General features: G+C 70.5%; 21 protein-coding genes. 13 read left to right on the top strand and 8 right to left on the bottom strand.

The genetic code is table 11. The annotated features are described in order from the left end of the window. Positions 1 to 28: 28 nt before the first annotated feature. The 3 genes from JUB13_RS02280 to JUB13_RS02275 are packed head-to-tail and all read right to left on the bottom strand — an operon-like array spanning position 29 to position 2,834. Entirely contained in the window at positions 29 to 1,897 is a 1,869-nt protein-coding gene (locus JUB13_RS02280; protein ID WP_207476847.1) for a hypothetical protein, read from the bottom strand. 35 nt (positions 1,898 to 1,932) lie between these two features. Next, positions 1,933 to 2,067: a hypothetical protein gene (locus JUB13_RS31750; RefSeq protein ID WP_268914310.1), complete on the bottom strand. Its 135-nt coding sequence runs from the start codon at positions 2,065 to 2,067 to the stop codon at positions 1,933 to 1,935. Between the two features lie 2 nt (positions 2,068 to 2,069). Further along, positions 2,070 to 2,834 carry a DUF3750 domain-containing protein gene (locus tag JUB13_RS02275; RefSeq protein WP_207476845.1) on the bottom strand — a complete coding sequence of 255 codons (765 nt, stop codon included), beginning with the start codon at positions 2,832 to 2,834 and terminating at the stop codon, positions 2,070 to 2,072. A 184-nt stretch (positions 2,835 to 3,018) separates the two neighbouring features. Between JUB13_RS02275 and JUB13_RS02270 the strand changes: the two genes are divergently transcribed. Both JUB13_RS02270 and JUB13_RS02265 read left to right on the top strand, forming a co-directional pair. Then, on the top strand, positions 3,019 to 3,654 hold the full coding sequence (locus JUB13_RS02270; RefSeq protein ID WP_207476844.1) for a LysE family translocator: 636 nt from the start codon (positions 3,019 to 3,021) through the stop codon (positions 3,652 to 3,654). A 101-nt stretch (positions 3,655 to 3,755) separates the two neighbouring features. Next, a complete protein-coding gene (locus JUB13_RS02265) occupies positions 3,756 to 5,156 on the top strand; it encodes an FAD-binding oxidoreductase (RefSeq protein WP_407928071.1) in 1,401 nt (466 codons plus the stop codon). Here JUB13_RS02265 and JUB13_RS02260 read toward each other — a convergent pair. Then, positions 5,153 to 5,554 carry an ester cyclase gene (locus JUB13_RS02260; RefSeq protein WP_207476840.1) on the bottom strand — a complete coding sequence of 134 codons (402 nt, stop codon included), beginning with the start codon at positions 5,552 to 5,554 and terminating at the stop codon, positions 5,153 to 5,155. The genes JUB13_RS02265 and JUB13_RS02260 overlap by 4 nt on opposite strands. A 190-nt stretch (positions 5,555 to 5,744) precedes the next feature. Here JUB13_RS02260 and fumC point away from each other — a divergent pair, with 190 nt between their 5' ends. The 3 genes from fumC to JUB13_RS02245 are packed head-to-tail and all read left to right on the top strand — an operon-like array spanning position 5,745 to position 8,171. Continuing rightward, complete coding sequence (fumC, locus tag JUB13_RS02255; RefSeq protein WP_207476838.1) at positions 5,745 to 7,142, top strand: class II fumarate hydratase; 1,398 nt, start codon at positions 5,745 to 5,747, stop codon at positions 7,140 to 7,142. Positions 7,143 to 7,160: 18 nt separating this feature from the next. Continuing rightward, a complete protein-coding gene (locus JUB13_RS02250) occupies positions 7,161 to 7,406 on the top strand; it encodes a ribbon-helix-helix domain-containing protein (protein WP_207476836.1) in 246 nt (81 codons plus the stop codon). A gap of 33 nt (positions 7,407 to 7,439) precedes the next feature. Continuing rightward, entirely contained in the window at positions 7,440 to 8,171 is a 732-nt protein-coding gene (locus JUB13_RS02245) for a DUF599 domain-containing protein (RefSeq protein ID WP_207476834.1), read from the top strand. Between the two features lie 88 nt (positions 8,172 to 8,259). Here the strand turns inward: JUB13_RS02245 and JUB13_RS02240 are convergent, their stop codons facing one another. Beyond that, entirely contained in the window at positions 8,260 to 8,445 is a 186-nt protein-coding gene (locus JUB13_RS02240) for a DUF1192 domain-containing protein (RefSeq protein ID WP_207476832.1), read from the bottom strand. 93 nt (positions 8,446 to 8,538) lie between these two features. Here JUB13_RS02240 and JUB13_RS02235 point away from each other — a divergent pair, with 93 nt between their 5' ends. From JUB13_RS02235 to JUB13_RS02200, 8 genes are all read left to right on the top strand, one after another. After that, positions 8,539 to 9,546 (top strand): NAD(P)H-quinone oxidoreductase, encoded by a 1,008-nt coding sequence (locus JUB13_RS02235; protein WP_207476830.1) that lies wholly within the window; start codon positions 8,539 to 8,541, stop codon positions 9,544 to 9,546. Between the two features lie 134 nt (positions 9,547 to 9,680). Beyond that, positions 9,681 to 10,268 (top strand): DUF1013 domain-containing protein, encoded by a 588-nt coding sequence (locus tag JUB13_RS02230; RefSeq protein WP_207476828.1) that lies wholly within the window; start codon positions 9,681 to 9,683, stop codon positions 10,266 to 10,268. Between the two features lie 23 nt (positions 10,269 to 10,291). Further along, a complete protein-coding gene (locus JUB13_RS02225) occupies positions 10,292 to 10,921 on the top strand; it encodes a UbiX family flavin prenyltransferase (RefSeq protein WP_328702844.1) in 630 nt (209 codons plus the stop codon). A gap of 424 nt (positions 10,922 to 11,345) precedes the next feature. Then, complete coding sequence (locus JUB13_RS02220; protein ID WP_207476826.1) at positions 11,346 to 11,804, top strand: (2Fe-2S)-binding protein; 459 nt, start codon at positions 11,346 to 11,348, stop codon at positions 11,802 to 11,804. 1 nt (position 11,805) lies between these two features. Further along, complete coding sequence (locus tag JUB13_RS02215) at positions 11,806 to 14,016, top strand: xanthine dehydrogenase family protein molybdopterin-binding subunit (RefSeq protein WP_207476824.1); 2,211 nt, start codon at positions 11,806 to 11,808, stop codon at positions 14,014 to 14,016. Between the two features lie 248 nt (positions 14,017 to 14,264). Next, entirely contained in the window at positions 14,265 to 14,753 is a 489-nt protein-coding gene (locus JUB13_RS02210) for an MgtC/SapB family protein (protein ID WP_211115445.1), read from the top strand. 84 nt (positions 14,754 to 14,837) lie between these two features. Continuing rightward, positions 14,838 to 15,107, top strand: coding sequence for a helix-turn-helix domain-containing protein (locus JUB13_RS02205; RefSeq protein WP_236024658.1), 270 nt, complete (start codon positions 14,838 to 14,840; stop codon positions 15,105 to 15,107). 90 nt (positions 15,108 to 15,197) lie between these two features. Beyond that, on the top strand, positions 15,198 to 16,928 hold the full coding sequence (locus JUB13_RS02200) for a SulP family inorganic anion transporter (protein ID WP_207476820.1): 1,731 nt from the start codon (positions 15,198 to 15,200) through the stop codon (positions 16,926 to 16,928). Positions 16,929 to 16,958: 30 nt separating this feature from the next. On the opposite strand, the gene JUB13_RS02195 is transcribed toward JUB13_RS02200, so the two are convergent. The 3 genes from JUB13_RS02195 to JUB13_RS31745 form a co-directional block, all read right to left on the bottom strand. Further along, entirely contained in the window at positions 16,959 to 17,465 is a 507-nt protein-coding gene (locus tag JUB13_RS02195; RefSeq protein WP_207476818.1) for a hypothetical protein, read from the bottom strand. Between the two features lie 119 nt (positions 17,466 to 17,584). Then, a complete protein-coding gene (locus tag JUB13_RS02190) occupies positions 17,585 to 18,097 on the bottom strand; it encodes a TIGR02444 family protein (protein ID WP_207476816.1) in 513 nt (170 codons plus the stop codon). A gap of 26 nt (positions 18,098 to 18,123) precedes the next feature. Next, a complete protein-coding gene (locus JUB13_RS31745) occupies positions 18,124 to 18,258 on the bottom strand; it encodes a hypothetical protein (protein ID WP_268914309.1) in 135 nt (44 codons plus the stop codon). Positions 18,259 to 18,280: the final 22 nt, after the last annotated feature.

Below are 18,280 nucleotides of genomic sequence, written 5' to 3'. Positions count from 1 at the left end.
ACAGCCATGCCCGTCCGGGCGGCGGCACTCAGAGCGCGTCGCGCACGGGAAGGAAGACGCGCTCCACCCGGAGGTCGATCTCCTGCGCCATGCGGTCCAGCGCCGCCAGATGCCGCAGGCGCAGCGCCTCGGCCAGCGCCTGCCTCTGATCATGCAGGGCCGCCAGCAGCTCCTCGCGCATGGCGGCGCGGTGCAGCGCCTCGTCGATCTCGATGAAGGCCATGTCGGTCCCAAGCCAGGCAGCGGCGCCCGCCAGGAGGCCGCAGAGCATGGCGGCAGGTCCCCCGGGGGCGCAGGCGGCCGCGGCGCCCGCCGCGGACATCAGTGCCGATCCGCCGGTCCGCGCGGCGGCCCGGCCGGCCGTGCGGCTGGCGACGCCCAGCGCGGCCTGCGCTCCGCGACGGGCGGCAACCCTTGCCGACAGGACTTTCGCCGCGACGCCGCCGCCCGCAACCAGCGCGGCCGTGGTCCCGGCCACCCCGGCCAGACGCGGCAGATCCCGCTCCAGCCCCGCAAGGGCCGGCAGATCGAGCCGGTGGAGCCGGCAGCCGGCGGCACCGGCCCGTGCCGAGGCGCGCGAGCCCAGGCGCTGCGGGAGCCCGGCCATCACCGCCTGCGCACCGGTGGCGATGGCGTGGTCCATGCGCTCGAGGCCGGTCTGGAAACCAGCCGGCCCGAAAAGGTGCCCGTCTAGGCGCTGGGCCATGGATTCCGCCAGGCTGCCGGTCGCCAGCGCGGCGAGCCGCTGGTATTCCCCGCGCAGCGAGAAATGCCAGTCGAGATAGCGTTCGATGCCGGCCTCGGCCCCGGAGAAGAGGGCGTCGAGGTCGCGCTCCACCGCGAGCAGGACCTCGCGCCGGGCCACGTCCTGCGCGGCCGCGATCTCGGTCGCCATGTCCGAGCGGAGCGCGGCCATCGCGCGCCCGTCGGGCCGGCAGGGGTCCATCCAGGAGGCGACCTCGCGCAGGCCTGGGGGAAACGCGGCCGGGCCGAGATCCCGGACCAGAGACGCCGCGAGAAGGATGGGAGCGGCGAAGGCGAGAACAACCGCAGCGAAGACGCCCCATGGCGCGGACCCGCCTTCGGGCGCGCCGCGTCGCCGTGCGGCCAGCGCCCCGACGCCGAGCTGGAAGCAGGTGTAGATCCAGGCGACGATCCCGGCCTTCAGCAGAAACAGCAGGCCGGCAGCGATCCTGGCGCCGGTGCCGGGAAGCGCGGGGACGAGGCCCTGGTAGACGTGCCAGGCCAGGGCGTCCGCCGCCGCGAAGATGCCGGAGAGCATGCCTGCGAGCCCGCAGGCCGAGGCAGCGGTCGCCGCGGCGAAGGCATCCTCGGCGACGCCGTGCCAAGCCAGTCCGCGCGTGTCCGGCGCGCCGGCGATCAGGAAATCGATGGCGAAGAAGGCCGGGGCCAGCACGGCGAGGTTCGCTGCCGGCAGAATCCAGCCCCGCGCCGTGGTGCCGAGCCGGTCGGGCCGGAGATGGCCCGCCAGGAGCCGCTCGGCGGGACCTGCGGCGAGGGCCAGGAACAGCGTGCTGCCGCCCAGCGCGGCCAGGTGCCAGGGCCCCAGCGCGCCGGCGCCGGCGAACAGCACCACCGCCAGGGCCAGCGCCTTCAATGCCTGCAGGGCGCCCAGGACGCGGCCCTGCCGGAGCCATTGGCGGATGCCGCTGGCCTCCAGCATCAGGCCGTCCAGCAGCGCCTGCCGCTCCATGAGGGCGCGCTCGCGCCGGTTGATCCAGATCGGTACGGCGGCGAGGCCTGTCAGGACTGGCAGGCTCCAGCATGGGGCCGCAGGGAATGCGAGGATCAGGAGGTAGAGCGCGCCCGCACCCGCGGCCATCGCGAGCAGGCGGTAAGGAGCGATGTTCCGCTCGCCTGGCTGCGCGCCGCTCATGTTTGTCCTGCGAGGGCTGGGCGCCCGAGCGGCGGCTAACGGATCATCCAGGCGAGCGTGCCAAGCACCAATGCCACGACCACCATGAAGCCGACGACGCGGATCGAAGCCTCCTGCAGCGTGGTGCCGAACAGCTTGCGGCCGAGGTCGTCGACATTGTCCTGAACCATGCTCAATTCCTTTCGTTCTCTGCCCAGGCGCCCGGCCCGATGCGGCCGATCCCCGGCAGCCTGAGCGCCGGAGCCAGCGGATCGATGCCGAAGCTCATGCCCAGCACGTTTACCTCGATCCCCTCTTCGCGCGCCAGCAGGATGCCGAGCAGGCCGAACAGGCTCATCTGCCAGCCCGTGCCGCTGGGGGCGCGCGCGACGATCCGGGTGCCGAGATAATCCTTGCCCAGCGCGTTGGATGGCAGGTCGGCGCGCAGCTCCGGCACCGCGCGGGCGACCCAGGCCGCGAAGGTGTTGCTGTTGGGGCCGGGCCAGATTCTGTAGTCGCGGCTGTAAGGATAGCTTCCGGCGGCCTCGGCGATCTTGGGGATCGCCGCCGCGGCCTCGGCCCCGCGGAGCTCGGCCAAGATCGCGGGGCGCTGTCCGAACCAATGGGGATCCGGCGTCCCGTTGCGGACGACGACCCCGTCGAGCCCCCGGAAGGCTCGCCAGCCGATCAGCTCGTAGACCGTGTACTCGTCCGCGCCCTCGGGCTTCACCGCGAACCAGGGGTGCACGCCGAAGGCGCCGCGCCACGAGAAGGCGCGCGCGGCATAGAGCTGGACCACGGCCTCACGCGTCTTCGCCGGGTCAGGCGCGAGCCCCGCCGAGCCCCGATGGGCGGTGGCCCAGTCGTTGCGCATGGTCACGATGCCGGTGGCAAGGACGTAGGCGGGTCCAGCCAGGAGCGCCGCCAGCAGCAAGAGGGTGAAAAAGACGATCTTCATGCATGATCCATACATGCATGATCCATATGGGATCGCATGTGCCCGCGGGCCAAGGGGCACGCGCATCCGAACGGCGTCCGGATGGCCGCCGCACGGCCGCCATGCGCAGGCGGCGGGACCGTTCCCGTCGCACCCGCGTCGTGGCGCGGCTAGTCTCGCGGAGACGACCAGCCCGGAGGCTGCCATGCCCGATCCCGCCACCCTGATGCTCTTTCTCGGCGCGTCCCTGGCACTCAACCTCACGCCGGGCCCCGACATGCTGTTCTGCATTGCCAATGGCGTCGGCCGGGGACGGACCGCCGGCGCCGTGGCGGCCCTCGGCATCGGGGCGGGCTGCCTCGTCCATGTGGCGGCGGCGGCGGTGGGCCTTGCGGGCCTGCTCGCGGCCTCGCCCGCGCTCTTCGACGCCGTGCGCTATGCAGGCGCGGCCTATCTGGCCTGGATCGCCTGGAAGACGTTCCGGGCGCCGCCGACGGCGCTGCACGGCGGGGTGGCCGCGCCGGGCGGCCTGCGCCGCGTCTTCGTGCAGGGCCTCGTCACCAACCTGCTGAACCCCAAGGTCGCCCTGTTCTTCCTGGCCTTCCTGCCGCAGTTCGTCGATCCCGCGGCCGGACCTGCGGCGCTGCAGGTGCTGGTCCTCGGCATCGTGGTGGACATCTCGGGGACGCTGGTGAACCTGGCGGTGGGCCTCGGGGCCGGCGGGATCGGCGGCTGGCTGCACCGCCATCCCACGATCGCCCGCGTGCAACAATGGGCCACGGGCGCGATCTTCCTGGGCCTCGCGGCCCGGCTGGCCTTCGCCGGCGGGCGCAACGCCTGACGGGTTCCCGGGGAGGGCGGAGCGGCCCGGGCTGTGCTAGGAGGATAGTGGCGGCCGGGGAGCCGTGCGGAAGGAACGAAGCGGAGGGAAGGTCCATGTCGATGCCCCAGCCGGTGCGTCGGGCGACGGCGAACGCGCTGACCAGCGCGCTGGAGGAGCTGCGCGGCCTGCTGGGCGAGCGGCTGAGCACGGCGGCGGCGGTGTGCGCGCATCACGGCAAGGACGAGAGCTACCATCCGGTGGTGCCGCCCGATGCCGTGGCCTTCCTGGAGAGCACCGAGGAGGCCGCGCGTGCGGTCGCGATCTGCGCGCGCCATGGCGTGCCGGTGATCCCGTTCGGCACCGGCACCTCGCTGGAGGGCGGGGTGGCGGCGCTGCAGGGCGGGGTGTGCCTGGACGTCTCGGGCATGCGCGCGATCCTGCGCCTGAGCCCCGAGGACCTGGACGTCACCGTGCAGGCGGGGGTGACGCGCAAGCAACTGAACGAGCACCTGCGCGACAGCGGGCTGTTCTTCCCGATCGATCCCGGGGCCGATGCCTCGATCGGCGGCATGGCCTCGACGCGGGCCTCGGGCACCAACGCGGTGCGCTACGGCACGATGCGCGAGAACGTGCTGGGGCTGACGGTGGTGCTGGCGGACGGGCGGGTGATCCGGACCGGCGGGCGGGCGCGCAAGAGCTCGGCGGGTTACGACCTGACGCGGCTGTTCGTGGGGGCGGAAGGCACGCTGGGGCTGATCACGGAGGTGACGCTGCGGCTCCACGGGATCCCCGAGGCGATCTCGTCGGCGGTGTGCCCGTTCCCGAGCATCCGGGCGGCGGTGGACACGGTGATCCAGACGATCCAGCTCGGCGTGCCGGTCGCGCGCATCGAGCTCCTGGACGAGCTGACGGTCGCAGCCGTGAACCGCCATGCGAAGCTGGAGCTGGCGGAGGTGCCGACGCTGTTCTTCGAGTTCCACGGCACGTCCGCGGGCGTGGTGGAGCAGGCCGAGCTCGTGCAGGCGGTGGCGGCGGAGCAGGGCGGGACGGACTTCCAGTGGGCGACCCGGCCCGAGGAGCGCTCGCGCCTGTGGCAGGCCCGGCATGACGCCTACTATGCCTCGCTGGCGCTCAGGCCCGGGGCGCGCGGCTGGCCGACCGATGTCTGCGTGCCGATCTCTCGCCTGGCCGACTGCATCATGGAGACGAAGGCCGACATCGCCGAGTCCGGCGTCCTGGCCCCGCTGGTCGGCCATGTCGGCGACGGCAACTTCCATCTCGTCTACGTGATCGATCCCGAGAACCCCGACGAGCTGAGGCGCGCCGCGGCCCTGAACGAGCGCCTGGTCCGGCGCGCGCTGGAGATGGGCGGGACCTGCACGGGCGAGCACGGGGTCGGCTACGGCAAGATGCCGTTCCTGCCGATCGAGCATGGCGAGGGCTGGGAGGTCATGGCCGAGATCAAGCGCGCGCTGGACCCCCACAACCTCATGAACCCCGGAAAGGTCGTCCGGTTCTAGCCTCGTCGCGCGAGCTGCGCCTCGATGGCGCTCTTGTCGATGACGGACCAGACCCTCGCGATCCTGGACTCCCGGAATTCGTAGAAGACGTTCTCCGCGAAGGAGACCCTGCGCCCGTCGACGCGGAGGCCCAGGAACTCGCCCTTCGGCGAGCATTCGAAGGCGAGGCGCGCCGCCACATGCGGACCTTCGCAGACGAGAAGCGCGATGTTGAAGCGAAGATCCGGGATGTCCTCGAAGTCCTTCGCCAGCATTTCGCGGTAGCCGGACAGCCCGAGTGGCCGCCCGTTGTGCTCGACCCCGTCATGGACGTAGTCCGCGGCGAGCCGGGCCCAGTCCCGGCGATTGAGGCAGTCGATGTAGGCGCGGTAGACGCCGTGCAGGGATGTCTCGGCCAAGATCACGTCCTCCTCGCAAGGTCATACCCTCTCCGGGTTCCCTTCGTCTGGGAGAGGACCGCCCGCCGGACCTGCGCGCGGATCTGATCCGCCGGGACGGGTTGCGGCCGCGCGGGTTGTAGGCGGGCGGGGCTGTGCTAGAAACAGGGGAAGCCGCGCCCAGCGCGGTGCCATCACGGGGACAGGAGCCATGGCCGAAAAGGCGACGCGTGTCGAGACCGACACCTTCGGACCCATCGATGTGCCGGCGGACCGGTACTGGGGCGCGCAGACGCAGCGCTCGCTTCAGAACTTCCGGATCGGCGGCGAGCGCATGCCGGGCCCGCTGGTCAGGGCGCTCGGGATCCAGAAGAAGGCGTCCGCCCAGGCGAACATGAAGCTCGGCGTCCTCGACGCCAAGCTCGGGCAGGCCATCGTCGATGCCGCCGAGGAGGTCATCGACGGCACGCTGATCGACCATTTCCCGCTGGTGGTCTGGCAGACCGGATCCGGCACCCAGACGAACATGAACGCCAACGAGGTGATCGCGAACCGCGCGATCGAGATCCTGGGCGGCGAGATCGGCAGCAAGAAGCCCGTCCATCCCAACGATCACGTGAACATGGGGCAGTCGTCGAACGACAGCTTCCCCACGGCAATGCACATCGCGGCGGTCGAGCAGCTCCACCACGAGCTGATCCCATCGCTGGAGCACCTGCATGCGGCGCTGGGCGCCAAGGCGCGGGACTTCGCCGATATCGTGAAGATCGGGCGCACGCACCTGCAGGACGCGACCCCTCTGACCCTGGGGCAGGAGTTCTCGGGATACGAGACGCAGGTGCGCTACGGGATCGATCGCGTGAAGGCCTGCATGCCCCGCCTGCTGGAGCTTGCCCAGGGCGGCACGGCGGTGGGTACCGGCCTGAATGCCCGCAAGGGCTTCGCCGAGGAGTTCGCGCGCCAGGCCGAGGAGATTACGGGCCTGCCCTTCCGCACGGCCCCCAACAAGTTCGAGGCGCTGGCGGCCCATGACGCGCTGGTCGAACTGCACGGCCAGCTCAACACGGTGGCGTGCTCGCTGATGAAGATCGCGAACGACATCCGCCTGCTGGGCTCGGGCCCGCGCTGCGGGATCGGCGAGATCGCCCTGCCGGAGAACGAGCCCGGCTCCTCGATCATGCCGGGCAAGGTGAACCCGACCCAGTCCGAGGCCATGACCATGGTCTGCGCCCAGGTGATGGGCAACCAGACCGCGGTCAGCGTGGCCGGTGCGCAGGGGCATTTCGAGCTCAATGTCTTCAAGCCCGTCATCATCTACAACGTGCTGCAGTCGATCCGCCTGCTTGCCGACGCCTGCCGCAGCTTCACGGACAACGCGGTGGTCGGGATCGAACCCAACCGCGACCGGATCGCCCGGTTGCTGGATGAATCGCTGATGCTTGTGACCGCGCTGAACCCGCATATCGGCTACGACGCGGCCGCGAAGATCGCCAAGACCGCTCATCGCGAGGGCAGGACGCTGAAGGAGGTCGGGGTGGCGCTGGGCCTTCTGACCGCCGAGCAGTTCGACGAATGGGTGCGCCCGCAGGACATGACCGGCCCGCGCTGAGCTCGAGCCGAGGAGGCGATGGAAGGCGCGGTCCGCAAGCGCTCGGTCACGATTGCCGGGCACCAGACCAGCATCTCGCTCGAGCCCGCCTTCTGGGATGCCCTGCGCCGGCTCGCCGCGGTGCAGGGTATCTCCGTGAACGCGCTGGTCGAGCGTATCGACCAGGACCGCGGCGGCAATCTGTCTAGCGCGATCCGCGTCTTCGTCCTGGAACAGGCGATCTCCGGCCGCTTGGCCGATGACAGCGACCGCGGCGCGGCTTAGCATCCCCGCGGTTGCACCTTACGGATCCAGTCCTTGCTGCCCCCCGACATCACCTGGATCGACGCATTGGCGCTGGCCTGGTTCGCGACGAACTGGTTCGGCTACACCGTGATGCTGGACTGGCGCGTCCAGCGCCTCCCGGCCATCAACCAGCGCATGGCGCGCATCCGCCACTATTGGATGATGCGGTTCCTGGAGCGCGAGAATCGCATCTTCGATTCCCAGCTCATGGGGCAGACCATCGCCAGCGTGACCTTCTTCGCCTCCACCTCGGTGCTGGTCGTGGCGGGGCTCCTGAGCGTCTTCGGAACGGTCGAGACGGTCTGGCGCGTGATCGGCGAGAGCGGCGTCGTCCAGCAGACCAGCCGCGCCCTGTTCGAGGCCAAGCTGGTGCTGCTGGTGGTGATCTTCATCTACGGATTCCTCAAGTTCACCTGGGCGCTGCGCCAGTACAACTACACCTGCGCGCTGATGGGAGCGGCTCCCTCCCAGCACGCGCCGGAGGCCCTGCGGGAACGCATCGCGGTCGAGCTCGGCCGTGCCATCACCAGCGCCATCAGCGCCTTCAACGGCGGGCTGCGCGCCTACTACTTCGCGCTGGCGGTCCTCGCCTGGTTCATCCAGCCCTGGCTTTTCATGATCGCGACCACCTGGGTGACGGCGGTCCTTCTGTACCGGCAGATGCGCTCCGGCTTTGCAGGCACCGTCGGCCGGATGGCGGAGATCCTGGACGAGGAGGCGGCCGGCGCCAGACCCGGCGGCTGAGCCGCCGCCGCCGTGCCATGGACAGGCCGCGGGTTCCTTCCGGCAGGGCCGTCCGGAGGCCAGCCGCTCGAAGCCTGCCGCTTGAAACCTATCGCTTGAAGAAGGTGTCGGCGCCTTGGCGCGCCGCCCGCTTCTGGTCGATGGCGGCACGGGCGCGGGAAATCTCGGCCTGCAGCCCGGCGATGTAGCTCTCGATCTCCTCGATCCCCATGACCGAGAGGTCCTTGGGCTTCGGCGTCTCCCTGCGGGGCTCCAGGTCGTCGAAGAAGCTCATCCATGTCCTCCCTCGCTTGCCGCCGGGATCCGGCGGCCTTAACTCTGCACCAACTCTGCACCCTGCCGCCCATTGTGAGAAGGGGAGGAACCCATGGCCGAACCCGTGCCCGACAGCATGACCTGCGTTGAGATCACCCAGCCCGGAGGGCCGGAGGTCCTGCGCCCGGCGCGCAGGCCGGTGCCCCGGCCGGAGGCCGGCGAGGTCCTGATCCGGGTCCACGCGGCCGGGATCAACCGTCCGGACGTGTTCCAGCGCCAGGGCGCCTACCCGCCGCCGCCGGGCGCCTCGGACCTGCCGGGCCTTGAGGTCGCGGGGACCGTCGCCGCGCTCGGGCCAGACGTGGACGGCCTCGCGATCGGCGAGCCCGTCTGCGCCCTGCTCGCCGGCGGCGGATACGCCGAATACGCCGTCGCGCCGGCGGTGCAGGTCCTGCCGGTGCCGCGGGGCTTCTCCATGGCCGAGGCCGCGGCGGTGCCGGAGACCTTCTTCACGGTCTGGACCAACGTCTTCGAGCGCGGCCGTCTCGCCAGGGGCGAGACGCTGCTGGTCCATGGCGGGTCGAGCGGCATCGGGACCACGGCGATCCAGCTCGCCAAGGCCTTCGGCGCGCGGGTGCTGGCGACGGCCGGCAGCCCCGAGAAATGCGTGGCCTGCGAAAGGCTCGGCGCCGACCGGGCGATCAACTACCGGACCGAGGACTACGTGCCCGCGGTGCTGGCCGCGACCGACGGGCACGGCGCCGATGTGGTGCTGGACATGGTCGGCGGCGACTATGTGGCCCGCGACATAGCCTGCATGGCGGTCGAGGGGCGGCACGTCTCAATTGCGTTCCTCGGCGGCTCGAAGGTTTCGCTCGACCTGCGTCCGCTGATGACCCGGCGGCTGACGCTGACGGGATCGACCCTGCGTCCGCGCAGCGCGGCCCAGAAGGGCGAGATCGCCGCCGCGCTGCGGGACAAGGTCTGGCCGATGCTGGAGACCGGGCAGGTCCGCCCCCCGATCCACGCGACGTTCCCCCTGGCCGAGGCCGCCCAGGCCCACGCGCTCATGGAGAGCAGCGCCCATGTCGGAAAGATCGTGCTGGTCGTCGCGGATTGACAAAGAATCCGTGAACGGGAACGCCTTTTCCGTATATTGAACCCGCTGATGCTCATTCCGAGATTCTTGGTGGTGGGCGCCGGGCGGGTTTGAAAGGCCTGCCGGGACAAGGATAACGTTACTTTGGAGGATCGATGCCGCTGCCCCTGATGCCGAAGGCGACCGCCGTCTGGCTGGTCGAAAACACCACGCTGACCTTCGAGCAGATCGCGGCCTTCTGCGGGCTTCACGCCCTGGAGGTGCAGGCGATCGCGGACGGCGAGGTGGCGGTGGGCATGGTTGGCCTGGACCCGGTCGCCAATGGCCAGCTCACCAAGGAGGAAATCCTGCGCTGCGAGCAGGATCCGGAAAACCGGCTCCAGCTCCTGCAGGTCGATCTGCCCCAGCCCGTGGCCCGCTCCAAGGGGCCGCGTTACACGCCCGTGACCAAGCGCGGCGACAAGCCAGATGCGGTCGCCTTCCTGCTGAAGACCTATCCCGAGCTCTCGGACGCGCAGATCTGCCGGCTGATCGGCACGACCAAGCCGACGATCCAGTCCGTCCGCGAGAAGTCCCACTGGAACGCACAGAACATCAAGCCGCGCGATCCCGTGCAGCTGGGCCTGTGCACCCGGCGCGAGCTCGACGAGGCGCTGGCCCAGGCCCATGCCCGCGGCGGCCGCCGGGAGGTCGAGGCCGACGCGCCCGAGGCTTCCGAGCCCGCCGACGAGGCGACCGACTGACCGGCGCGCCGCCGCCGGACGGCATGTCCGTCCCCCCGATGGACGGCACGTCCGCCCCGCCGCGCCGCCTCGTGGTCGGCATCAGCGGGGCGTCGGGGGCCGTCTATGGCATCCGGATGCTCACGGCGCTGCGGCGGATCAGCGTCGAATCGCATCTGGTCCTCAGCCGTTCGGCAGAGGCGACCATCGCCGCCGAGACCGACCTGCGGGCGGCCGATGTCCGGGCCATGGCGGACATCTGCTATCCCGTCCAGGATGTCGGGGCGGCGATCGCGAGCGGCAGCTTTCGCACCCTGGGCATGGTGGTCGCGCCCTGCTCGATCCGCACCATGGGCGAGATCGCGACGGGGGTCACCTCGACCCTGCTGACCCGCGCGGCCGACGTGGCGCTCAAGGAGCGGCGCCCGCTCGTGCTGATGGTCCGCGAGACGCCCCTCCATCTCGGGCATCTGCGGACGATGGCCCAGCTCGCCGAGATGGGTGCGATCGTCGCCCCGCCGGTCCCCGCCTTCTACGCGCGCCCTGAAAACCTTGAGGCGATGGTCGACCACACCGTCGGGCGAATCCTCGATCTCTTCGGGCTCGACGCCGGCTTGGTGCGCCGGTGGGGCGAGGACGGCGGCAGTGGCCGGGGCAAGCGCTCCCCCACCTGAAGGCAAGGGACGCGCTGCTTCCGGTCGCAGCCGAGACCCTCGCCGCCCTTCACGAGGCAGGCACGGCCGGGCTGGGCGCGCGTGACCGCGCCTACGTCCCGGCTTACCTACGTCCCGGCTTACTGGATGAGGCAGCGCCGTCACCCTCCCGTGGACGGCGGGCGCACCGCACATCCGGACGAATAGGCAAGAACGCGCGAGCTTCCTGCAATGGTCTGTGCCCAGGCTGGGATAAACTCGGCCCGGCAGGTCGGCGGCGACCGGCTATTCACACGAGCTCCATGGACCGAGAGGTCTGGCGATCGCCATCCCGGACGAGGCGCGATTGGGGCCGTCGTCCGGGAGCGCCGACCGGAACCGCATAAGGGGCCGACCCGATGCCCGCTTCGCAACCCGCATCCGCGCGAAACACGGAGGCTGTCTCATGGTGAACCTGACGATCAACGGAACGACGCATGCGGTCGATGCCGACCCTGACATGCCGCTCCTATGGGCAATCAGGGATCTGCTGAACCTCACCGGGACGAAGTACGGCTGCGGCATCGCCGCCTGCGGCGCGTGCACGGTCCACCTCGACGGCCAGCCGGTGCGCTCCTGCCAGACGCCAGTCTCCGAAGCCTCGGGAAAGGCCGTGACGACGATCGAGGGCGTCGGCGGCCAGGTCGCGGAGGCGGTCCAGGCCGCGTGGATCAAGCTCGACGTGCCGCAATGCGGCTACTGCCAGTCCGGGCAGATCATGTCGGCCATCGGCTTGCTGGCCGAGAACCGCAGGCCGACAGATGCCGACATCGACGCGGCCATGAGCGGAAACCTCTGCCGCTGCGCGACCTACCAACGCATCCGCGGCGCCGTCAAGGAAGCCGCCAAGACCCTGGGAGCGTGACATGCTGGCCGGACATCTTCCCAAACTGGCGCCCGGCTCGGGCGCGGTCTCGCGCAGGCGCTTTCTGATCGGGGCGGCCGCGGTCGGCGGCGGGCTTGCGGTCGGCTTCCGGGTGGCCGGGGCCGCGGATAGCCCCGTGCAGGCGCAGGCGCCCTTCGCGCATGTCGAGATGAACCCGTTCTCGGCCTATCTCACCATCACGCCCGAGGGGCTCGTCGTCGTGCATTCGGCCCATCTGGAGATGGGCCAGGGTTCCTATCACGGCCTCGCGACGCTGGTCGCGGAGGAGCTCGACGCGGACTGGTCGCAGATGCGTGCCGATGGTGCCTGGGGCAACACGCAGGCCTACGGGAACCTCGTGTGGGGCGGCGCCATCCAAGGCACCGGCGGCTCGACCGCCATCGCGTCATCGTTCGACCGCTACCGCCAAGCGGGCGCGGCAGCGCGCGCGATGCTGATCGCGGCCGCGTCGAGCGCCTGGAAGGTTCCGAAGGCCGAGATCACCGTCGAGAATGGCGTGCTCTCGCATCCATCGGGACGGCGCGCGGGCTTCGGCGACGTCATCGGCGCAGCCGCCGCGGTGCCGATCCCGACGGACGTGTCGCTGAAGGACCCGAAGGACTGGAAGCTCATCGGCAATCCCAACCTGCCCCGGATCGACAGCCGCGAGAAGTCGACCGGCCGGGAACGGTTCACGATCGACGTGAAGCTGCCGGGCATGCTGACGGCCGTTATGATTCATCCGCCGCTGTTCGGCGCCACGCTGAAGTCTTTCGACGCCACGCAGGCGAAGGCAGTGAAGGGGGTCGTGGACGTTGTGTCGACGCCCCGCGGGATCGCGGTCGTCGCCGAGAACATGTGGGCGGCGATGAAGGGGCGCGAGGCCGTGACGGCCGAGTGGGACGACACGAAGGCCGAGAAGCGTTCCACGGCCGAGCTCGCGGCGTCCTATCGCGATCTGGCGTCCCGGCCGGGCACCGTCGCGCGGGACGAGGGCAATGTCGAAGCGGCGCTGTCGGGCGCCGCGAAGGTGCTCGAGGCCACGTTCGAGTTCCCCTATCTCGCCCATGCGGCCCTGGAGCCGCTGAACGCGGTGGCCCGGCGCACCGAGGACGGCATCATCGAGGTCTGGGGCGGTCACCAGATTCCCGATCTTTACCAGGCCACCGCGGCGCAGGTGGCCGAGACCACGCCCGACAAGGTCCGGCTGCACGTCATGAAGACGGGCGGCAGCTTCGGCCGGCGGGCCGTGCCCGATGCCGACGTCATCGTGGAGGCCGTTTCGGTCGCGAAGGCGCTCGGCTGGCGCGCGCCGGTCAAGGTGCAATGGACCCGCGAGGATGACATGCGCGCCGGGCGCTACCGGCCGATGTACGTCCACGCCCTCCAGGCGGGGCTCGATGCGCAGGGCCGGCTTGTCGCCTGGCGGAACAGGATCGTCGGCCAGTCGATCGTCACGAACACCCCCTTCGCGGGGCTCGTGAAGAACGGCATCGACGTGACCTCGGTCGAGGGCGCGGCGACGATCCCCTATGCGATCCCGAATCTCCGCGTCGAGCTGACGACGACCGAGAACGGCGTGCCCGTACTCTGGTGGCGCGCGGTGGGATCGACCCACACCGCCTTCGCCGTCGAGGCCTTCCTGGACGAGGTGGCGGAAGCCGCCGGCAAGGACCCGGTCGCGTTCCGGCTCGAGCTCCTAAGCGGGCATCCCCGCCATGCCGGTGTGCTGCGGCTCGCGGCCGAGAAGGCCGGCTGGGACCGGCCACCGCCCGAGGGCCGGTTCCGTGGCGTCGCGGTCGCAGAGTCCTTCAGCACCTTCGTTGCGCAAATCGCCGAGGTGAGCATGGAAGGCGGGCGGCCGAAGGTCGAGCGTGTCGTCTGTGCGGTCGACTGCGGCGTGGCGGTGAACCCGGACATGATCCGTGCGCAGATGGAAGGCGGTATCGGCTTCGGCCTCGGCGCCATCATGAAGTCCCAGGTGACGCTGGACGGTGGTGCCGTGCAGGAGAGCAACTTCGACGGCTACGACGTGCTGCGCATCGATGAGATGCCGCATGTCGAGGTCCACGTCGTTCAGAGCACCGAGCGGCCTACGGGCGTGGGTGAGCCGGGCGTGCCGCCGATCGGCCCGGCGGTGGCGAACGCGGTCTATGCGGCGACGCGCCAGCGCATGCGCGTTCTTCCGTTCTCGCGGGCCCAGGGAGTCTGACCGACGCAGGCTCCTGGAGCGGCTTGAGCTTCAGGCGAAGCTCAAGCCGCTTCCGGCGAAGTATCAATGCCAGGAGGTATCGTCCTTCGGCAGCCGACCGGCATCGTCAATGACGCGGCGCTTACGTCGCGGATTCGACGCTGCGGGTCGAAGAACCCTCCGTTCGGCGCCGCTCCCTTGCCCGAGACCAGATCGCGCCTCCTCAGCGCCGTGGTGTAGCCTTTCCCCAACTTCCGACAGGAGGGGGAATGGACGCGCTGTTCGGACCGACCGTCATCCCGATGCGGGACATGCTGCTGCGGCTCGGCATCGCCTGCCTCTTCGGCATGGTGCTGGGGCTGGACCGCGAGATCCGGGGCAAGTCAGCCGGCATCAGGACGCACATGCTCGTCGCGCTGAGCTCGGCGATGACCATGCTGATCGCGCTGGAGATGGCCGAGGAGCTGGCCAAACTGGGGCGCGGCGATACGGATCCCGTGCGGGCGATTCAAGGCCTCGCCCAGGCGATCGGCTTCCTGTGCGCAGGGATCATCTTCGTAACGCGCGCGGACGTCCATGGCGTCACCACCGCGGCCGGGCTGTGGATGACGAGCACGATCGGCATGGCGGCCGGCGCGGGCCAGTTCCGGATCGCCCTGGTAGGCACCCTGCTTGCTGCTCTGATCGTCACGGCCATGTGGCTGCTGATGCGCATTACGGCGCTCCGCAGGCCTACCAGCAGCCATGATGATGAATAGCTGAGGCCTCAGGCTTGATGGTCTATACATCAATTATCGCATCAGCTATATCTAAGTCCACGGCTGAGGGAGGATCGATCCGTGATGAGCGCAGCGCAGATGCGTGCCGCGCGCGCCCTGCTTGGCCTCGACCAAAGGCAGCTCGCGGAGCTCGCAGGCGTGTCGCTTCCGACCATCCAACGGATGGAGGCGAGTGAGGGCAACGTGCGCGGCGTGATCGACACGCTCACCAAGGTCGTCGAGGCCTTCGAGCGCGCCGGCGTCGAGCTGATCGGAGACAACGCAACGAGCGCGGGCGGCGGCCGCGGCGTGCGCTTCAAGGAGCCGAGACCGCCCGGCACTTCGCTGTCCTAGCGCCACGCCGCGACGGCGACCGCCGACCCAAGGCCGACGATCCCGCCGCACCTCAGCGGGCCGCACCCAGCGGCAAGAAAGAACTTTGTCATGGCCGCACACCCCGTCGAACCGAGTTTCGCGGAACTCTTCACGCCCAAGCTCGTCACGGTCCTGCGCGAGCGCTACGGGCTCCAGGATCTTCGCGCCGATGCAGTCGCCGGCCTGACCGTCGCGATCGTCGCTCTGCCGCTCTCCATGGCGATTGCCATCGCCTCCGGCGTGACGCCGGATCGCGGGCTCTTCGCCGCGATCGTCGGCGGCTTCTTCATCTCGCTTCTGGGCGGGAGCCGTTTCCAGATCGGCGGGCCGGCGGGAGCCTTCATCGTGCTCGTCGCCGCGACCGTCGAGCGACACGGGGTCGACGGTCTGCTTCTGGCGACCATGCTCTCCGGCCTGATGCTCCTGGCGATCGGCTTCCTCCGGCTCGGCACATTCATCAAGTACATCCCGTTCCCGGTCACCGTCGGCTTCACGGCGGGCATTGCCGTCATCATCTTCGCGAGCCAGATCAAGGACCTGCTGGGCCTCACCCTTGCGAAGGAGCCGGGCCCGATCCTGCCCAAGGTCGTCGCCCTGTCGGAGGCGCTGCCCACGCTGAACCCTGCCGCGCTCTTCCTCGCCGTCCTCACCATCGGCACGATCCTCGGGCTGCGCTGGTACCGCCCGCATTGGCCGGCTATGCTGATCGCGGTGGCGCTTTCGGCCACAATCGGCTGGGCGCTGGCCCTGCCGGCTGAGACGATCGGCTCGCGCTTCGGCGGCATTCCGAGTGCGCTGCCGTCCCCGCGGTTTCCCGTCATCTCGACCGAGGCCGTTCTGGCGGTGCTTCCCGACGCCCTGGCCTTCGCGCTGCTGGGCGGCATCGAAAGCCTGCTCTCGGCGGTGGTCGCGGATTCCATGAGCGGGCGCCGCCATCGCTCAAACTGCGAGCTCGTGGCGCAGGGCGTCGCGAACATCGCATCCGCGCTGTTCGGGGGCATCTGCGTGACGGGCACAATCGCCCGTACGGCGACCAATGTCCGCTCGGGCGCGCGAGGGCCGGTCGCGGGCCTGCTCCATGCGCTGTTCCTGCTGCTGTTCATGCTCGTGGCGGCGCCGCTGGCGAGCTACATCCCCCTGGCAGCGCTGGCCGCCGTGCTCGCGGTCGTGGCCTGGAACATGGCGGAAAAGCATGCGTTCGCGACCCTGCTGCGGACCTCGCGCGGCGATGCGGTGGTTCTGCTCGCGACCTTCCTGCTGGTCGTCTTCCGCGATCTGACCGAGGGCATCCTGGTGGGCTTTGGCCTGGGCGCGCTGCTGTTCCTGCACCGCATGGCCCAGGCGGTCGAGGTCGAGAGGACGGGGCCCGTGGTCGAGGAGGACGTCGCCGACGCGGCGGACGCCGGGGGGCGCATTCCCTACGATGTCGCGACGGCGACCGACCCCGACGTGGTCGTCTGCCGGATCTCGGGCGCCTTCTTCTTTGGGGCGGCCGCGACCGTCGGCTCGGTCCTCGACCGCCTGGCCGAGCACCCCAGGGCCTATGTGATCGACGTCTCGGCGGTGCCTTTCCTGGATTCGACCGCAGCCGCGACCATCGAGGGCTTCGTGCGCAAGGCGCGGCGGCAGGGGGCGACGGTCTATGTCGCGGGCGCAGCCCGGCCGATCCGCCGGGTCCTTCTCGCCCATGGCGTCCGGCCGCCGCGGGTGCGCTTTCGCACGACGGTGGCCGAGGCGATCGCCGCGGCGCATGCGGCCGGCAGGTCGCTCGGAGCCGAGGCCTTGCCGGCGGGGGCGTGACGCGAGGGTGGCCTTTGCGGCAGGCCGGGCTCAGGGCGACGTCGGCCCCGCGATGGGTTCGGAAGCGGCGCCGGCATGTAAGGCTACGGGCGGCGCAGAGGGGGACGGTGGCGCGCGGTGGGGCCGCAGGCATGCGCCGATCTCGCGTCGGCCGGCCTCGCGGCTCCCGTCGGCCGGCGTCCCGGGAAAGGCGATGCTCCGTGCGGCCGCCTCGGCGCCGACATGGCGGAAGGCCCGCCGGCCGGACGGCGGCGACAGGCGGGAGCGCCGCCGCGCCAGGGCGCTGCGATGGGCGAGGGCGAGAATTGCGTAACCCGCCACTCCGCTCAGCCCGCCCCAGGTGAAGGTCGCCACCTGGACGGGATCCTGGCCCAGGAGCTCCTGTCGGATCATTCCCGATGCGAACAGCGCGAGGACCACCGCCGCGAAGAAGAAGGCGGCATGGTCGCTGGAACTCCACTCCCGGGGCCAGCAGCTCGGCGGCATCCCGTCCACCCAGCGCCCGAAAGCCTCGCGCTCCTCCGGATCCTCGTTCATGCGCCCCCCTTTGCCCGGGCACATTCTCGGCGAGCCCGGGGCGGGGAACAAAGCGACTTCCGAGCCGGCCCCATCATCATCGGATTAGCCCGCGAAGTGCGTGCCGGGGCCAAGGCCGATCACGTTCCCGCCAGCACCGCGAGCGCCCGCTCGTCTTCCGGTCCCTCCGGCGGGCAGAGCAGCGAAAGATTGGCGAGCGCGGCAGCCATGCCGACCGCCTTGGGCACGGGCGCCGGCGCCAGGGGCAGGGCGGTTGCGAGCGCGGCCAGCTCGATGCGCTCGGCGTCGATCTCCACGGCCTGAACGCGCGCGCGCAGCGCCGCCGTCGATGCGTCCGGCGCCGGCGCCGGGCCGGTCTTGAGCCGCTTCCTCACGGCCCGAAGCGCCCGGACGATCTCGCCGTGCCAGGGGGCGACGGCCGTGCGAAGCGCCGCCGCCTCGGCCTCTGATAGGCGATGCCCGCAGGCCATCCCGGCCCATTGGGCATAGAGCAGCAGGCAAACGTCCATTCCGCGCCGGTCCTGCAGCTCCAGGCAGGCCGCGGCGACGCCGGGACGGGCATAGAGCTCCAGGACATGGCGCCAGAGCTGGTTGCCGCCTTCTGCATGGGCGTCCGCTGGCTGCTGCTGCATCGGGCTTCGTCCGGGCGGGTTGCGTTTCAGGTCGTGAGCAGGAGGGCGGTGGCCCGGATCCCGGCCAGAGCATCCACGATCACGGCGGCGAGCGCCAGCAGGCGCCATCCGCTCGGGGCGCGCCCCCGAACGAGCATCACGGCAAGGACGATCGTGGACACGCGTCGTCGCGCCTTTCGTCGC

Origin of the sequence: Arenibaculum pallidiluteum (genome assembly GCF_017355985.1) — a bacterium.
Classification (GTDB): domain Bacteria; phylum Pseudomonadota; class Alphaproteobacteria; order Azospirillales; family Azospirillaceae; genus Arenibaculum; species Arenibaculum pallidiluteum.
Note: the sequence above shows the minus strand (reverse complement) of the source record. Positions and strands in the feature narration are given on the sequence as shown.

Coding starts and splice junctions, on each gene's coding strand:
- JUB13_RS02280 (WP_207476847.1), bottom strand. CDS start 1,897: ATGAGCGGCGCGCAGCCAGGCGAGCGGAACATCGCTCCTTACCGCCTG.
- JUB13_RS31750 (WP_268914310.1), bottom strand. CDS start 2,067: ATGGTTCAGGACAATGTCGACGACCTCGGCCGCAAGCTGTTCGGCACC.
- JUB13_RS02275 (WP_207476845.1), bottom strand. CDS start 2,834: ATGAAGATCGTCTTTTTCACCCTCTTGCTGCTGGCGGCGCTCCTGGCT.
- JUB13_RS02270 (WP_207476844.1), top strand. CDS start 3,019: ATGCCCGATCCCGCCACCCTGATGCTCTTTCTCGGCGCGTCCCTGGCA.
- JUB13_RS02265 (WP_407928071.1), top strand. CDS start 3,756: ATGCCCCAGCCGGTGCGTCGGGCGACGGCGAACGCGCTGACCAGCGCG.
- fumC (WP_207476838.1), top strand. CDS start 5,745: ATGGCCGAAAAGGCGACGCGTGTCGAGACCGACACCTTCGGACCCATC.
- JUB13_RS02250 (WP_207476836.1), top strand. CDS start 7,161: ATGGAAGGCGCGGTCCGCAAGCGCTCGGTCACGATTGCCGGGCACCAG.
- JUB13_RS02240 (WP_207476832.1), bottom strand. CDS start 8,445: ATGAGCTTCTTCGACGACCTGGAGCCCCGCAGGGAGACGCCGAAGCCC.
- JUB13_RS02235 (WP_207476830.1), top strand. CDS start 8,539: ATGGCCGAACCCGTGCCCGACAGCATGACCTGCGTTGAGATCACCCAG.
- JUB13_RS02230 (WP_207476828.1), top strand. CDS start 9,681: ATGCCGCTGCCCCTGATGCCGAAGGCGACCGCCGTCTGGCTGGTCGAA.
- JUB13_RS02225 (WP_328702844.1), top strand. CDS start 10,292: ATGTCCGTCCCCCCGATGGACGGCACGTCCGCCCCGCCGCGCCGCCTC.
- JUB13_RS02220 (WP_207476826.1), top strand. CDS start 11,346: ATGGTGAACCTGACGATCAACGGAACGACGCATGCGGTCGATGCCGAC.
- JUB13_RS02215 (WP_207476824.1), top strand. CDS start 11,806: ATGCTGGCCGGACATCTTCCCAAACTGGCGCCCGGCTCGGGCGCGGTC.
- JUB13_RS02210 (WP_211115445.1), top strand. CDS start 14,265: ATGGACGCGCTGTTCGGACCGACCGTCATCCCGATGCGGGACATGCTG.
- JUB13_RS02205 (WP_236024658.1), top strand. CDS start 14,838: ATGAGCGCAGCGCAGATGCGTGCCGCGCGCGCCCTGCTTGGCCTCGAC.
- JUB13_RS02200 (WP_207476820.1), top strand. CDS start 15,198: ATGGCCGCACACCCCGTCGAACCGAGTTTCGCGGAACTCTTCACGCCC.
- JUB13_RS02195 (WP_207476818.1), bottom strand. CDS start 17,465: ATGAACGAGGATCCGGAGGAGCGCGAGGCTTTCGGGCGCTGGGTGGAC.
- JUB13_RS02190 (WP_207476816.1), bottom strand. CDS start 18,097: ATGCAGCAGCAGCCAGCGGACGCCCATGCAGAAGGCGGCAACCAGCTC.